The sequence below is a fragment of the Bradyrhizobium tropiciagri genome, assembly GCF_001189845.1.
GTDB classification, from domain to species: domain Bacteria; phylum Pseudomonadota; class Alphaproteobacteria; order Rhizobiales; family Xanthobacteraceae; genus Bradyrhizobium; species Bradyrhizobium tropiciagri.
The window spans coordinates 31,599-45,516 of the sequence record NZ_LFLZ01000042.1 but is presented as its reverse complement, the minus strand read 5'-3'; the positions used below and the strand labels follow the sequence as shown (position 1 = coordinate 45,516).

At 64.8% G+C, this 13,918-nt stretch carries 13 protein-coding genes; 11 read left to right on the top strand and 2 right to left on the bottom strand.

Features of this window, described 5'->3' with window-relative positions; translation table 11 throughout:
• Positions 1 to 291: 291 nt before the first annotated feature.
• From AKN84_RS28165 to AKN84_RS28150, 4 genes are all read left to right on the top strand, one after another.
• The gene (locus AKN84_RS28165) at positions 292 to 666 is read left to right on the top strand and encodes a hypothetical protein (protein WP_050423804.1); all 375 of its coding nucleotides are present in this window, start codon (positions 292 to 294) and stop codon (positions 664 to 666) included.
• Positions 667 to 903: 237 nt separating this feature from the next.
• A complete protein-coding gene (locus AKN84_RS28160) occupies positions 904 to 2,175 on the top strand; it encodes a cytochrome P450 (protein WP_050423803.1) in 1,272 nt (423 codons plus the stop codon).
• Positions 2,176 to 2,372: 197 nt separating this feature from the next.
• A complete protein-coding gene (locus tag AKN84_RS28155; protein WP_050423830.1) occupies positions 2,373 to 3,647 on the top strand; it encodes a cytochrome P450 in 1,275 nt (424 codons plus the stop codon).
• 72 nt (positions 3,648 to 3,719) lie between these two features.
• Positions 3,720 to 5,561: a class I SAM-dependent methyltransferase gene (locus AKN84_RS28150; protein ID WP_244485534.1), complete on the top strand. Its 1,842-nt coding sequence runs from the start codon at positions 3,720 to 3,722 to the stop codon at positions 5,559 to 5,561.
• Between the two features lie 131 nt (positions 5,562 to 5,692).
• Here AKN84_RS28150 and AKN84_RS28145 read toward each other — a convergent pair whose 3' ends face one another.
• Positions 5,693 to 6,202, bottom strand: a complete 510-nt coding sequence (locus AKN84_RS28145) for a MarR family winged helix-turn-helix transcriptional regulator (protein WP_050423802.1) — start codon at positions 6,200 to 6,202, stop codon at positions 5,693 to 5,695.
• A gap of 107 nt (positions 6,203 to 6,309) precedes the next feature.
• On the opposite strand from AKN84_RS28145, the gene AKN84_RS28140 reads away from it, so the two are divergent.
• The 4 genes from AKN84_RS28140 to AKN84_RS28125 all read left to right on the top strand — a co-directional run bounded on the left by AKN84_RS28140 (position 6,310) and on the right by AKN84_RS28125 (position 9,501).
• Complete coding sequence (locus tag AKN84_RS28140; protein WP_050423801.1) at positions 6,310 to 7,209, top strand: alpha/beta fold hydrolase; 900 nt, start codon at positions 6,310 to 6,312, stop codon at positions 7,207 to 7,209.
• 66 nt (positions 7,210 to 7,275) lie between these two features.
• Positions 7,276 to 8,079, top strand: a complete 804-nt coding sequence (locus tag AKN84_RS28135) for an isocitrate lyase/PEP mutase family protein (protein WP_050423800.1) — start codon at positions 7,276 to 7,278, stop codon at positions 8,077 to 8,079.
• A 268-nt stretch (positions 8,080 to 8,347) separates the two neighbouring features.
• Positions 8,348 to 8,908, top strand: coding sequence for a thiamine pyrophosphate-binding protein (locus AKN84_RS28130; RefSeq protein ID WP_128971230.1), 561 nt, complete (start codon positions 8,348 to 8,350; stop codon positions 8,906 to 8,908).
• Positions 8,908 to 9,501: a thiamine pyrophosphate-dependent enzyme gene (locus AKN84_RS28125; RefSeq protein WP_050423798.1), complete on the top strand. Its 594-nt coding sequence runs from the start codon at positions 8,908 to 8,910 to the stop codon at positions 9,499 to 9,501. Before AKN84_RS28130 ends, AKN84_RS28125 begins: the two co-directional genes overlap by 1 nt.
• A gap of 128 nt (positions 9,502 to 9,629) precedes the next feature.
• Here AKN84_RS28125 and AKN84_RS28120 read toward each other — a convergent pair whose 3' ends face one another.
• On the bottom strand, positions 9,630 to 10,553 hold the full coding sequence (locus tag AKN84_RS28120) for a LysR family transcriptional regulator (RefSeq protein ID WP_050423797.1): 924 nt from the start codon (positions 10,551 to 10,553) through the stop codon (positions 9,630 to 9,632).
• 199 nt (positions 10,554 to 10,752) lie between these two features.
• On the opposite strand from AKN84_RS28120, the gene AKN84_RS28115 reads away from it, so the two are divergent.
• Genes AKN84_RS28115 through AKN84_RS28105 form a run of 3 tightly spaced genes read left to right on the top strand, consistent with a single transcriptional unit; the run spans position 10,753 to position 13,913 of the window.
• Positions 10,753 to 11,922, top strand: coding sequence for an acyl-CoA dehydrogenase family protein (locus AKN84_RS28115; protein ID WP_050423796.1), 1,170 nt, complete (start codon positions 10,753 to 10,755; stop codon positions 11,920 to 11,922).
• Between the two features lie 11 nt (positions 11,923 to 11,933).
• Positions 11,934 to 13,034, top strand: a complete 1,101-nt coding sequence (locus AKN84_RS28110) for a CaiB/BaiF CoA transferase family protein (RefSeq protein WP_050423795.1) — start codon at positions 11,934 to 11,936, stop codon at positions 13,032 to 13,034.
• 27 nt (positions 13,035 to 13,061) lie between these two features.
• The gene (locus tag AKN84_RS28105; RefSeq protein ID WP_050423794.1) at positions 13,062 to 13,913 is read left to right on the top strand and encodes an HTD2 family dehydratase; all 852 of its coding nucleotides are present in this window, start codon (positions 13,062 to 13,064) and stop codon (positions 13,911 to 13,913) included.
• The last annotated feature ends 5 nt before the right edge of the window (positions 13,914 to 13,918 follow it).

Genomic DNA, 13,918 nt, shown 5'->3' with positions numbered 1-13,918 from the left:
GCTCCAGGACGGGACAATCTCTGCGTATCAAAACCACAGGTTTGTCGCTGCGAGTGTGATCCAGGTTTCACACGGGGTCGAGAGCCGGGGGCGGTTTTTGGCCGGGCGCGGTTGGCTACGCCTTAACGGGACCGCCGGAAACGGCGCAGTCGTTCCTGCTTATATCGCCCCGTCGGAGCAGGATGGCCGCGCCCCTTTGCCGGTCGAGCGCGAGCTTCGAACCCAGGGAGGGAATTGCATGACTTACGAATCAGGCGATGAACACGCCGCCGCACGCGAGGGAAGTTGGCGATGAACAAGTGGATCTTGTCGGCATGGATGTTGGCGCTCACGGCAGCTCCCGCTGCGGCCGCCGATATACGCCTCGACTCCTACCGCAATCCGAAGGGCGAGAACTATCGCATCTTCAATTATATGTACCTGGACGGCGCACGGGGCGGCATGATGGCGTCCAATGCCTGGCTCAAACGCCATGGCGGCCAAATGCTGTTCTGCATGCCCGGCGACCTCGCATTGACCACCGAGCAGACCGAAGAGATCATGCTCAAGTCAGCCGAGAAGCGGGCAGCGAAGGGCGATGTGGCGATCGCTTCGCTGCTGCTGTGGGGCATGCAGGACACCTACCCCTGCGAAAAACCCGCCAGCGAAAAGCCCGCCAGCCAGTAGCCGCTCCGGCACTGTTCGCACGCCGCCCGACCAAATCAAACGGCGTTTCAAACGGGCGCGGTCGCCGCCATGCCCTCCGCCACCGCGAAAGGCCCGGATTCGGCCGCTTTGGCCGGCTACCAATGCGGCCAAATGCGCGTTGAGGCCCCTTGCGCAAACCGCGGAATGAGAATGTAATTCGGTAAAACATGGCGCGCCGGCGATGCCCCGGCTGCTGCAACGGTTGAGGAGCCGCTCATGCACGGGACCATCGATCTCGTCGACACCACCGATCTGGACGCCGCACGCGAACGCGCCAACACGCTGGCGCTGTCGGATTACGATCCCGGCCATCCCGAGCTGTTCAAGAGCGATACCTTCTGGCCGTATTTCGACCGGCTGCGCCGCGAGGATCCGGTGCATTATTGCAAGGACTCGATGTTCGGTCCGTACTGGTCGATCACCCGCTACAACGACATCATGGACATCGAGACCAACCATTCGGTGTTCTCCTCGGCCGCCTCGCTCGGCGGCATCACCATCCGCGACGTGCCGCCGGATCTGCGCCGCGAGAGCTTCATCGCGATGGACCAGCCGCGCCACTCGGCGCAGCGCAAGACCGTGGCGCCGATGTTCACGCCGACGCATCTCGACGAGCTCGCCATCAACATCCGCAAGCGCTCGACCGAGTGCCTCGACAATCTGCCGCGCGGCGAGGTGTTCGACTGGGTCGACAAGGTCTCGATCGAGCTGACCACGCAGATGCTCGCGGTGCTGTTCGACTTCCCCTGGGAGGACCGCCGCAAGCTGACGCGCTGGTCCGACGTCGCGACCACCCTGCCCGGCGCCGGCGGCTTGGTCGCCACCGAGGACGAACGGCAGGCCGAACTGATGGAATGCGCCGGTTATTTCGCGCGGCTCTGGAAGGAGCGCTCCGGCCAACCGCCGAAGAGCGATCTGCTCTCGATGATGGCGCACAGCGACGCCACGCGGAACATGGATCCGAAGAATTTCCTCGGCAATCTGATCCTCTTGATCGTCGGCGGCAACGACACCACGCGCAACACGCTGTCCGGCAGCATCTACGCGCTCGCCAAGCATCCGGAGCAGTACCGCAAGCTCAAGGAGAATCCCGCGCTGATCGACAGTTTCGTGCCCGAGGTGATCCGCTGGCAGACGCCGCTCGCGCATATGCGGCGGACCGCGCTCGCCGACTTCGAATTCCGCGGCCGCCAGATCAAGAAGGGCGACAAGGTCGTGATGTGGTACGTCTCGGGTAACCGCGACGAGGAAGCGATCGAGAAGCCCTACGAGTTCCTGATCGACCGCGCCCGGCCGCGCACCCACATCTCGTTCGGCTTCGGCATCCACCGCTGCGTCGGCCTGCGCCTCGCCGAGCTGCAGCTCAAGATTATCTGGGAGGAGATCCTCAAGCGCTTCGACACGATCGAGGTGGTGGAAGAGCCGCAGCGGGTGTATTCCAGCTTCATCAAGGGCTACGAGACGCTCCCCGTGCGCATCGCCGCCTGACGCAAGGCGAAATGAAATTGAAGTACGACCACGACGGGACTGTGCTCCCTCTCCCGCTTGCGGGGGAGGGCTGGGGTGGCGGTGCCACCGCAGAAACAGTCTCTGAGTGGAGAAAGCCCCCACCCGCCGCGCTCTTCGAGCGCAGCGACCTCCCCCGCAAGCGGGAGAGGTAAGAACCGCCGCCGGAGCCAATGAAGATGAACGTCCAGACTGCCATCCGTGCCGACCGGGCCGAGCTGCTGCGCCAGTCGCGCGAGGAAGCCTATGCGACGCCATTGAAGGATTTCCATCCCGGCGCGCCAAGACTATTCCAGAACGACACGCTGTGGCCGTGGTTCGAGCGGCTGCGCAAGGAAGCGCCGGTGCATTACTGCACCAATGCGCCGATCGAGCCGTACTGGTCTGTGGTGAAGTACAACGACATCATGCATGTCGACACCAGCCACGGCATCTTCTCCTCGGATTCCACGCTCGGCGGCATTTCGATCCGCGACGTGCCGCCCGGCTACGACTATCCGAGCTTCATCGCGATGGACCAGCCGAAGCACGCCCATCAGCGCAAGACCGTGTCGCCGATGTTCACTCCCAATCATCTCGACGAGCTGGCGAAGCTGATCCGCCAGCGCTCGGCCAGCGTGCTCGACAATCTGCCGCGCAACGAGACCTTCAATTTCGTCGAACGCGTCTCGATCGAATTGACCACCCAGATGCTGGCGACGCTGTTTGACTTCCCCTGGGAGGAGCGGCGCAAGCTGACGCGCTGGTCCGACGTCTCCACCGCGCTGCCGAAGAGCGGCATCGTCGACTCGCCGGAACAGCGCCGGCAGGAGATGGACGAGTGCTACGCCTATTTCTCGAAGCTCTGGAACGAGCGCGTCAACTCGGCCCCGCGCAACGATCTGCTGTCGATGATGGCGCATAGCGATGCCACGCGGCACATGGATCCCGACAATCTGATGGGCAACATCATCCTGCTGATCGTCGGCGGCAACGACACCACGCGCAACACCATGAGCGGCTCGGTGCTGGCGCTGCACGAGCATCCGGACCAGTTCCAGAAACTGAAAGAAAACCCTGAGCTGATCGACACCATGGTGCCGGAGGTGATCCGCTGGCAGACGCCGCTGGCGCATATGCGGCGCACCGCGCTTGTCGACACCGAGATCGGCGGCAAGACGATCAGGAAGGGCGACCGCGTCGTGATGTGGTACGTCTCCGGCAACCGCGACGACGAGGTGATCGACCGTCCCGACGAGTTCATCATCGACCGCGCCCGGCCGCGCATCCACCTGTCGTTCGGCTTCGGCATCCACCGCTGCGTCGGCATGCGGCTCGCCGAACTGCAGCTCAAGATCGTCTGGCAGGAGATGCTGAAGCGCTTCGACCGCATCGAGGTGGTCGGCGAGCCGAAGCGGGTCTATTCCAGCTTCGTCCGCGGCATCGAGAACCTGCCGGTTCGGATCCCGGGCTGAATAATCCTTGGCTGCAATTGCGATCGGCCCTATGTCTTGCCGCGTCTTGCAGCTTGGGCCAGTTGACGAACCATGAACCGAAAAGAACGGCGCGCGGCCGGTAAGCAGCGGGACGCGTCCGGCAAGAGCGCACCTGGCTTCGGCTCGGCGGGCGTTGGCATCGCCGGCCTCGCCGCCGAGGCAAGCCGCTTCTACGGGATGCGCCGCTTCAATGAAGCGCAGCAGATCTGCCGGGACATTCTTGCGCGCGAGCCTGCCCACGTGCAGAGCCTGAACCTGCTCGGCCTGATGGCGCAGGCGGCCGGCGACCACCGGGCCGCCGTGAAGACCTTCGCGAAAGCGATTGCCGCAGACGACGTGAATGCCGCCTGCCACTACAATGCCGGCAATTCATACCAGGCGCTGGGCAATCGCGGCAAAGCCGCCGCGCATTTCAGCAAGGCACTCGCGCTCGGCATGGACGCGAAGGCCGTCGGCTTCATCCTGCAGAGCCCAACCGTCACCCGCTATGTGGAGCGGATTGCCGGCAAGTGGCCGCTAGCTGTGACGAACGCCGAATTGTTCGGCACCGAAAGCCTGGCCCCGCTTGCCGGCGACCTGTTCCTGCGCTGCGCGATGGAAGCGACCACCTTGGCGAGCATGCAGCTCGAAGTGCTGCTCGGACATGCAAGGGCAGAACTGCTGCGACTCGCGAGTGACCAAGAGCAGCATGAAGCCGACGATGATATCGTTGGCTTTGCATGCGCGCTGGCCCGGCAATGCTTCATCAACGAATATGTCCATGCACAGACCGGGGCGGAAGCCGAGCGTGCGGGTGCACTGCGCGAACGATTGCTGCAGGACCTGGCGTCTGGCGCCACGATCACGCCGCTCACGCTCGCTGTCGTTGCGGCTTACTTCCCGCTTCATGCCTTGCCGGCGGCGGATGCGCTGCTGCGCCGGGATTGGCCTGCGGCCACAACCGGCCTGTTGCGGGTGCAGCTTCGCGAGCCGCGCGAAGAGATGGAAGAGCGCCGCGCCATTGCGACGCTCACCCCGATCAAGAACGACGTGTCGGTCGAGGTGATGCGCCAGTACGAGGAAAACCCCTATCCGCGCTGGACCGTGAACCCGCTGACGGCATTCGTCGCCGATCGGGCGCGGGGAAAGACGGTCGCGACCGCGGAACAGCAGGCCGAACGAGATATCCTGATAGCCGGTTGCGGCACCGGCTCGCACGCGATCCAGATCGCGCAAGTCTATCCGAATGCACGCCTGCTCGCGGTCGACATCAGCATGACCAGCCTCGCCTATGCGCGCCGCAAGACGCGCGAGCTGGGCTTGCGCAACATCGACTATGCACAGGCTGACATCCTGGAATTGGGCTCGATCGATCGCACCTTCGACAGCATCGAGTCGGTCGGCGTGCTGCATCATCTCGCCGAGCCTTTTGCCGGCTGGCGCGTGCTGGTCTCGCTGCTGCGGCCGGGCGGCACGATGCGCATCGGCCTGTACAGCGAGGTGGCGCGCCGGGTCATTGTGGAAGCGCGTGCCCGGATCGCAGCGCGCAACTATCGCGCCACCGCCGACGACATCAGGCGGTGCCGGCAGGAGATATTCCGCGAGGCCGAGCAATGGAGACCGCTGATCGGCGCCAAGGATTTCTACAGCATGAGCGGCTGCCGCGACCTGCTGTTCAACGTCATGGAGCACCGCCTCACCATTCCGGAGATCGCGGCGTTCCTCAACGAGCATGGCCTGTCGTTCGGGGGGTTCGAGCCGTTCGACGAACCGGCGGTAATGGAAAAATTCCGCAAGCAGTTTGCGGCCGCAGCCGACGAGACCAATCTGGAGCAGTGGCACCGCTTCGAGGTCGATCACCCCGAGACGTTCTGGGACATGTACGTCTTCACGGCGCAAAAACGCGCGCACTGACGGCAAGGCCGCTAGCGCATGATGAGATGAGGTCGAATAGCGACCGCGATGGGCGGTGCGCTCCCTCGCCCCGCACGCGGGGCGAGGTGATGCACAGCGTGCGCTGCTCGGTTCAGATTAAAGTCGTCTTGCTAGTGGCCGTGCTGGCCCTTGCTGGTCGGCAGCGGGCAATTGGTACAGACCCGGTCATCGCACATCCGGCAGATCGTGAAGCGATCCATCTCTGACGTATCCTGCCTGGCCAGCAATTCGCGGATCAGCCGTGCGAGCTGCTTCCGTTCAGCCGCCGACAGCACGTCCAGCAGCGACGTGACGGCCGATATCCGCGACGCCAAGAGTTCGTTCCGGGACGCCGCACCCGACGCCGTCAGGTGCAGGGCGACCTCGCGGCCGTCCTTGCCGGCCCGGCGCTCGACCAGCCGATCCGACACCAGGCGATCGACCAGCCGGACCGTTCCGGAGTGCGACAGGCCGAGGATCCGCCGCAGCTTGTCGTTGGTCATGCCCTGGCCATAGCCGATGACGATGAGCGCCGCGGGCGTCTCGCCGCCGCGGCCGACGACCTCACGCGCGCCTTGCTCGATCCGATCCACGACGGCGAGCGACAGCGCGCCCAGCAGGTTGGCGATTCCGTGTTCCATGCCGTCAACAATATGTGCGCTGCGCACAAAAAACAACTTGACCAGATATGTGCGCTACGCACATATTTACCCCGGAGAGCGACAACGACCAGAAATGGAGAGCGGCGATGACGACCCGAAGCAGCGCACCGGCAACGCTTGAGACCGCAGGCAGCGAACCCACCCTGAAATACGTGCAGGCCAACGGCGTACGGTTTGGCTATCTCGAACAGGGCAGCGGACCGCTGGTCATGTTCATGCACGGCTTTCCCGACAACGCCTGGTCATATCGAAAGCAGCTGCAGGCGTTCGCGGATGCCGGGTATCGCGCGGTCGCGCCGTTCCTGCGCGGCTATGCGCCAACTGAGATTCCGGCCGACGGCATCTTCGATCCGATCGCACTGGGCCAGGATCTCGAAGCGCTGATCGCGGCGCTGAGCGACGACGGACAGGCGCGCGTCGTCGGCATGGATTGGGGCGGCACGTCGACCTTCCAGGCGCTGGCCACGGCGCCGTCGGCGATCAAGGCGGCGGTGGTCATGAACACCGCGCACCCCATCACAATCCCGAGCCTCAGGAGCGATCCCGATGCCGTTCGATCGGTCTTCCACGTCTATTTCTTTACCGTGCCTGGCGCTCACTCGGCGGTCGACATCGAGGGACTTCCCTTCGTCGACTACCTTTGGAAGCTGTGGTCGCCAACCCTGGCGAACGACGAGCATCTCCGCTCGGTCAAGGAGACGCTCAGCTCTCCCGGCAGGATGAAGGCGGCGCTGAAATACTACAACGGCTTGATCGATGCGGGAGTTGCGGGCCGGCTGCCGATCAAGGACATGCATACGCCGACGCTGACGATCTATGGCGGCAATGATCCGACAGCGCGGTATTCAATGAAGGAAGAGCCGCTCTTCAAGGGACCACATCAGCGCGTTGTCTTGCCCGATGTCGGGCACTTCCCGCACCTCGAGCGTGAGGCCGAGGTCACCGGTCTGATCATGAACTGGTTTACGACGCACGCCGCCGCCTGAGCAGGCGCCGCAACCAGCGGCCGTGCCAACCAATGCGTTTTTCACATTTGAAAAGGAGTGCGCGCAATGGACGCCACGACACAGCAACACCACGCCGAAACGTTTCGCGGTCTGCACAAGCAGGGCGATCCGCTCGTCCTGTTCAACGCCTGGGACGTCGCCACCGCCAAGGCGATCGCGAAGAGCTCGCCGGCGGTCGCGACCAGCAGCGGCGCGGTCGCATCCGCGCTCGGCTATGCCGACGGAGAGAACGCCCCGCTCGACATGGTGGAAGGTCTGGTCGCGCGGATGACCGCTTCGGTGCCAGTTCCGGTATCGATCGATCTGGAGGCGGGTTATGGCGACACGGCGGAGGCGGCCGCGCATTCGGTGGCGAGGATCCTGAAGGCCGGCGCGATCGGGATCAACATCGAGGACGGGCTTGTCGGCGGAAAGCGGCAACTCGTCGATCCCGTGCAGCATGCCGCGAAGATCAAGGCGGTGCGGGCCAGCGCGCAAAAGCTCGGCATTGATCTCTTCATCAATGCGCGCACCGACCCGTTTCTGCTGAAGTTCGGCTCGCCGGAGCAATGCCTCGATGAAGCGGCACGGCGCGCGAGGGTCTATGCCGATGCCGGCGCCGATGGAATCTTTGTGCCTGGACTCACCGACCTCGCGCTGATCGAGCGGTTCGTCCAGCACACGCCGCTACCCGTCAACATCATGGTGACCCAGGGCGTTCCCGAAATCGGCGATCTCGCCCGGGCCGGCGTGCGCCGGATCAGCCTCGGGCCCTGGCCGATGCTGGCGGCGATGCGCGTCATCGGACAGGCCGCCGCCGCGGTCGCGGCCAGCAAGCAATACGGCACGTTCCTGCAGCCGAATTCCTGAATTGGCAGGTCGCTGGCCGCGCTGCTTCCCCGTCATTGCGAGGAGCGAAGCGACGAAGCAATCCATCCCTCCGCGCGTATTGAGAGATGGATTGCTTCGCCGAGCCTGTCATCGGGCGCGCATTCGCGCGACCCGTTGGCTCGCAATGACGGGGATATACAATTCCGGCATAGCTGCGCAAAACAGATGCGACGGGAGCTAAACCTCCCCGCGCGCTAAAGGCTATCGATGTGAGGACCGCGCCACTGCGCGTCCCCTAGCCGAGGCCATGATGGACCAGATTGCCGCTCACCAGGACAGCGCGACCAGCACCGACTGGCCGGTTGCGATCTACCGCACGCTGAAGAGCTTTGGCGTGGCGCAGGTGTCCTACGTTCCCGACGCGGGACATTCCAAGCTGATCAAGCTGTCGCACGCCGATGCCGGCATCAAGACCACGGTGCTGACCACCGAGGAGGAAGGCGTGGCGATGGTGGCCGGCGCCTGGCTCGGTGGCGACCGCGCGGTGCTGTTGATGCAATCGAGCGGCGTCGGCAATTGCGTCAACATGCTGTCGCTGATGGCGAGCTGCCGCTTCCCGCTGCTGACCCTGGTGACGATGCGCGGCGAATGGGCCGAATTCAATCCCTGGCAGATCCCGATGGGCCGGGCGACGCCGCAGGCCCTCGAGATCATGGGCACGACAGTGCTGCGCCTGGAGAACCCCGACGACGCCGAGGAGGTGATCTCGGCCGCCGCCTCGCTCGCCTATGACGGCGACCAGCAGGTCGCGGTCTTGATCTCGCAGCGGATGATCGGCCGCAAGAAGTGGACCAAGGAGACGCACTGATGTCAGCAGCAACAGGCACCCTCGATCGCCGCGCCGCCGTGAAGGCACTGCTTGCCGACCGCGGCGATCTGCTCGTGATCTCCGGGCTCGGCTCTTCCTCTTACGACGTGTTCGATGCCGGCGAGCACTCTGGCAACTTCTATCTCTGGGGCGCGATGGGCGGCGCCGCGATGGTCGGGCTCGGCCTTGCGCTGGCGCAGCCGAAGCGGCCGGTGCTGGTCGTCACCGGCGACGGCGAGCAGCTGATGGGGATCGGCAGCCTCTTGACCATTGCAACCAAGCAGCCCGGCAATCTCTCGATCGCGGTGCTCGACAACGGCCATTTCGGCGAGACCGGGATGCAGCCCAGCCATTCCGGCTTAGGGGCGAAGCTCGAGGTGATCGCGAGCGGCGCGGGCATCGGCAATGTCTCGGATATCGCCGACATGGCCGGCATCGAGCGCTTCCGCGCCAGCCTGCGCGATCTCGGTGGCGGGCCGCGGCTGGCGCGCATTCGGATCGCGGCCGGCGAAGTCGAGCGCGCGCTGCCGCCGCGCGACGGCGCTTATCTGAAGAACCGCTTCCGCGGCCATCTCGGCTTCAAGGTCAGCTGAGATCACATAATGCACGCACCGCCGTCATTGCGAGGAGCGACAGCGACGAAGCAATCCATCTCTCCGCGCGTGCGGAGGGGTGGATTGCTTCGCTTGGCTCGCAATGACGGACGTCAGTGCAACCGCGCTCAGGCGAGCTGGATATCCCAGAGCCCCTCGGCGCGGCACGCGGCGACCTCGTCGCGCAGCAATCTTGCGATCAGCGTGATCGCATTGGAGCCGGGATGCTCGACCGGCGAGGCCAAGGTCAGCTCGCGCCGCGGCGCGGGACGTGCGATCGGCGCGGTTTCGAGCCGGCCCTCTGCGACCTCGCCGCGCACCGAGGACGGCGGCAGCATGGTGTATCCGAGCCCCTCCTCGACCAGGCTCGTCAGCACGCGGAACGAATCCGCCTCGAGCTTGACGTCGAGCGTGACCTTCTTCTTGGCCGCCGCGTGCTCGATCATGGCACGGAGCCCGTGCGAATGACTGGGCAGCACCAGGCGCTGGCGCAGCAGCCAGCCGATATCGACCTGCTTCTTCTGCTTCAGCCCGCTGCCGCGCGGACCGACCGCGACGATCGAGTCGCGGCCGAGGCTCTGCACCGCCAGATGCAGGTCGACCGACGGCCCATAGATCACCGCAAGATCCATCTCGCCGCGATGCAGCCACTCGATCAGATGGCCGCTGTAGCTTTCGACGATGCAGAGCGAGATGCCGGGATAACGTTCCACCGTGCGCCGCGCCAGCCGCGCCGAGATCACGCAGCTCACCGTCGGCACCAGCCCGAGCACGACGCGCCCGGACGGCGCCCCGCCGGCGGACTGGATGTCGTCGCGGATCTGGTCGATCTGCCGCACGATACCGCCGGTGCGCGCCAGCAACAGCCGGCCGGCATCGGTCAGCACCATGCCGCGGCCGTTGCGCGTGAACAATTCGGTGCGCAGCTCGTGCTCCAAGAGCTTGATCTGCCGGCTCAGCGCCGGCTGCGCGACCCGCAAGGTATCGGATGCCTTGCTCAGACTCCCGAGTTCCGCGACGCACGCAAAGGTCCTAAGCTGGCGGAAATCCATACTTGCCAATCCTGGAAGGCAGGTTCATACGCTATAACAAAACAGCATAGGGAGTTTACCGGGGCCCCACAACAGCGGGCGCATTGCCCGTACGAGCTTGATCCGGAAAAGTGCGAAGCGGTTTTCCGAAGAGATCATGCTCAAACAAAGGGCTAAAGCGCATCACGCTTTGGACGCAACCTCTCGGCAAGACGAAACAATGACCGCACACGAACAACACACCGACGACCACTCCGACATCCGCGACGCCGTCGCAAAACTCTGCGCACAGTTTCCCGGCGAATACTGGCGCAAGCTCGATCGCCAGATGGCCTATCCGAAGGAGTTCGTCGATGCGCTGACGGAAGCCGGCTATCTCTCGGTGCTGATCCCTGAGGAATATGGCGGCGCGGGCCTGAAGCTGTCGGCAGCGGCGGCGATCCTGGAAGAGATCCAGCGCGCCGGCTGCAACGGCGGCGGCTGCCACGCCCAGATGTACACGATGGGCACCGTGCTGCGGCATGGCAACGACGCGCAGAAGGCGAAGTATCTGCCGAAGGTCGCGACCGGCGAATTGCGGTTGCAGGCGTTCGGCGTCACCGAGCCGACCAGCGGCACCGACACCTCGTCGCTAAAAACCTTCGCGCGCCGCGAGGGCGACCATTACGTCGTCAACGGCCAGAAGATCTGGACCAGCCGCGCGGAATATTCCGACCTGATGATCCTGCTCGCGCGTACCACGCCGAAGGAGCAGTCCAGGAAGCGCACCGATGGGCTCTCGGTGTTCATCGTCGACATGCGCGAGGTGAAGGGCAAGGGGCTGGAGATCCGCCCGATCCGCACCATGATGAACCACGCCACGACGGAAGTGTTCTTCACCGACATGAAGGTGCCGGCGGAGAATTTGATCGGCGAGGAAGGCAAGGGTTTCCGCTACATCCTCTCCGGCATGAATGCCGAACGCATCCTGATCGCCGCCGAATGCGTCGGCGATGCCAAGTGGTTCATCGCCAAGGCAACCAACTACGCCAAGGAGCGCAGCGTATTCGGCCGGCCGATCGGCCAGAACCAGGGCATCCAATTCCCGATTGCCAAGGCCTACGCCTCGATGCGCGCCGCTGAATTGATGGTGAAGGAAGCCACCCGCAAATATGAGGCCGGGCTCGATTGCGGAGCCGAGGCCAACATGGCCAAGATGCTGGCGGCGGATGCCTCCTGGGAAGCGGCGAACGCCTGCGTGCAGACCCATGGCGGCTTTGGCTTCGCCGAGGAATACGACGTCGAGCGCAAGTTCCGCGAGACCCGGCTCTACCAGGTGGCGCCGATCTCGACCAATCTGATCCTCTCCTTCGTCGCCGAGCACGTGCTCGGCATGCCCCGCTCCTACTGAGTTCTCAGATCATGCTGCCGCTTGAGGGATTGACCGTCATTGCCGTCGAACAGGCGGTTGCCGCGCCGTTCTGCTCGTCACGCCTCGCCGATGCCGGCGCCCATGTCATCAAGATCGAGCGGCCCGAGGGCGACTTCGCCCGCGGCTACGACGCCGCGGCGAAGGGCCAGAGCAGCTATTTCGTCTGGCTCAACCGCGGCAAGGATTCCGCGGTGGTCGACCTCGCCACCAAGGAAGGCCGCGCAGAACTGGAGCGGCTGATCGCGGGCGCCGATGTGCTGTTGCAGAATTTGAAGCCGGGCTCGATGGACAAGCTCGGCTTCTCGCGCGAGCGGCTGCGCAAGGACTATCCGAAGCTGGTCATGTGCACGATTACCGGCTATGGCGACACCGGCCCCTATGCCGACCGCAAGGCCTATGACCTCCTGATCCAGGCCGACAGCGGCCTTGCCTCGATCACCGGCGGACCCGAGGGCGCCTCGCGCGTCGGCATGTCGATCGTCGATGTCGCGACCGGCGCCACCGCGCATGCGTCGATCCTCGAGGCGCTGATCGGGCGCGGCCGCACCGGCGAGGGTGCCGACATCCGCATTTCGATGTTCGACGTGATGGCCGACTGGCTCACCGTGCCGCTGCTCAATGCCGAAGACGGCAAGTCGCCCAAACGCATCGGCCTCGCCCATCCCTCGATCGCGCCCTACGGCGTATTCCGCTCGAAGGACGGCAAGGAGATCCTGATCTCGGTCCAGAGCGAGCGCGAATGGAAGGCGCTGTGCGCCAAGGTGCTGGGCCAGCCCACTCTCCCCGACGATCCGCGCTTTGCCAACATGGTCGAGCGCGTGCGTAACCGCGTCGTGACCGACCAGATCGTCAGCGACAGTTTTGGCAGACTGACGCGCGAGGATTTGCTGGCCAAGCTCACCGAGGCCGACATCGCCTTTGCCGAGGTCAACAGCATGGACGATCTCGCCAGGCATCCGCATCTGCGCCGCATCGAGGTCGACACGCCGAACGGCAAGGTCAGCTATCCGGCGCCGGGTGCGATTGTGGTCGGCGAGGAGCGGCACTACGGCAAGGTGCCGGCGATCGGCGAGCGCATCCAACGTTCCTGAAATCTCTCCTGCCCGGGCAACACAGTCATGACCGACAAACTCGATCTCGACCATCTCCGCCAGTGGATCGGCAAGACCACCGAGGCCTCCGACGTCGTCACCAAATATCTTGTCATGGGGCTGCGCGCGACGCTGTTCCAGGAGATCGGCGAGCCGAAGGCAGGCGATGCCGCGCCGTGGACCACGCATTGGTGCCTGGCGCAGCCGGTGTTTCCGATGTCGCAGCTTGGCCCCGACGGCCACCCGACCCGCGGCGGCTTCCTGCCGCCGGTGCCGCTGCCGCGCCGGATGTGGGCCGGCGGCGAGCTTGAATTTTTCGATGCCCTGCGCATCGGCGATGAAGCCAAGCGCACCTCCAGGATTGCCGACGTCACGGTGAAATCGGGCTCGACCGGCACGCTGTGCTTCGTCTCGGTCAACCATGAGGTGACGACCTCGCGCGGGCTTGCGGTCCGCGAGCGGCAGGACATCGTCTATCGCGAGATGACGACGACGCCGTCCGCAGCGCCGGCCAAGGCACCGCCGCCCCCGGTCGCCCAGCATCGCGAGAGCCACGTCTCCGATCCCGTGCTGCTGTTCCGTTATTCGGCGCTGACCTTCAACGGCCACCGCATCCATTACGACCGTGACTACGTCACCAAGGTCGAGGGCTATCCGGGCCTGATCTTCCACGGCCCGCTGCAGGCCTCCTTCATCGTCGAGCTCGCCGCGAAACTCCGCGGCGGCAGGCCGCCGAAGAAGCTGTCCTATCGCGGCGTGCAGCCGCTGTTCGAGGGCAGCGAGTTCTCGATCAATGCCAACGACAAGGACGGCGGCATGGAGCTGTGGACCGCCAATGCCGAGGGCCAGCCGACCATGAAGGGCACGGCGAACTGGTAGCGGTT

Excerpts from the sequence above, each read along its gene's own strand:
- AKN84_RS28145 (WP_050423802.1), bottom strand. The coding sequence starts at position 6,202 with ATGGAACACGGAATCGCCAACCTGCTGGGCGCGCTGTCGCTCGCCGTC.
- AKN84_RS28165 (WP_050423804.1), top strand. The coding sequence starts at position 292 with ATGAACAAGTGGATCTTGTCGGCATGGATGTTGGCGCTCACGGCAGCT.
- AKN84_RS28155 (WP_050423830.1), top strand. The coding sequence starts at position 2,373 with ATGAACGTCCAGACTGCCATCCGTGCCGACCGGGCCGAGCTGCTGCGC.
- AKN84_RS28105 (WP_050423794.1), top strand. The coding sequence starts at position 13,062 with ATGACCGACAAACTCGATCTCGACCATCTCCGCCAGTGGATCGGCAAG.
- AKN84_RS28140 (WP_050423801.1), top strand. The coding sequence starts at position 6,310 with ATGACGACCCGAAGCAGCGCACCGGCAACGCTTGAGACCGCAGGCAGC.
- AKN84_RS28150 (WP_244485534.1), top strand. The coding sequence starts at position 3,720 with ATGAACCGAAAAGAACGGCGCGCGGCCGGTAAGCAGCGGGACGCGTCC.
- AKN84_RS28160 (WP_050423803.1), top strand. The coding sequence starts at position 904 with ATGCACGGGACCATCGATCTCGTCGACACCACCGATCTGGACGCCGCA.
- AKN84_RS28130 (WP_128971230.1), top strand. The coding sequence starts at position 8,348 with ATGATGGACCAGATTGCCGCTCACCAGGACAGCGCGACCAGCACCGAC.
- AKN84_RS28120 (WP_050423797.1), bottom strand. The coding sequence starts at position 10,553 with ATGGATTTCCGCCAGCTTAGGACCTTTGCGTGCGTCGCGGAACTCGGG.
- AKN84_RS28125 (WP_050423798.1), top strand. The coding sequence starts at position 8,908 with ATGTCAGCAGCAACAGGCACCCTCGATCGCCGCGCCGCCGTGAAGGCA.
- AKN84_RS28110 (WP_050423795.1), top strand. The coding sequence starts at position 11,934 with ATGCTGCCGCTTGAGGGATTGACCGTCATTGCCGTCGAACAGGCGGTT.
- AKN84_RS28115 (WP_050423796.1), top strand. The coding sequence starts at position 10,753 with ATGACCGCACACGAACAACACACCGACGACCACTCCGACATCCGCGAC.
- AKN84_RS28135 (WP_050423800.1), top strand. The coding sequence starts at position 7,276 with ATGGACGCCACGACACAGCAACACCACGCCGAAACGTTTCGCGGTCTG.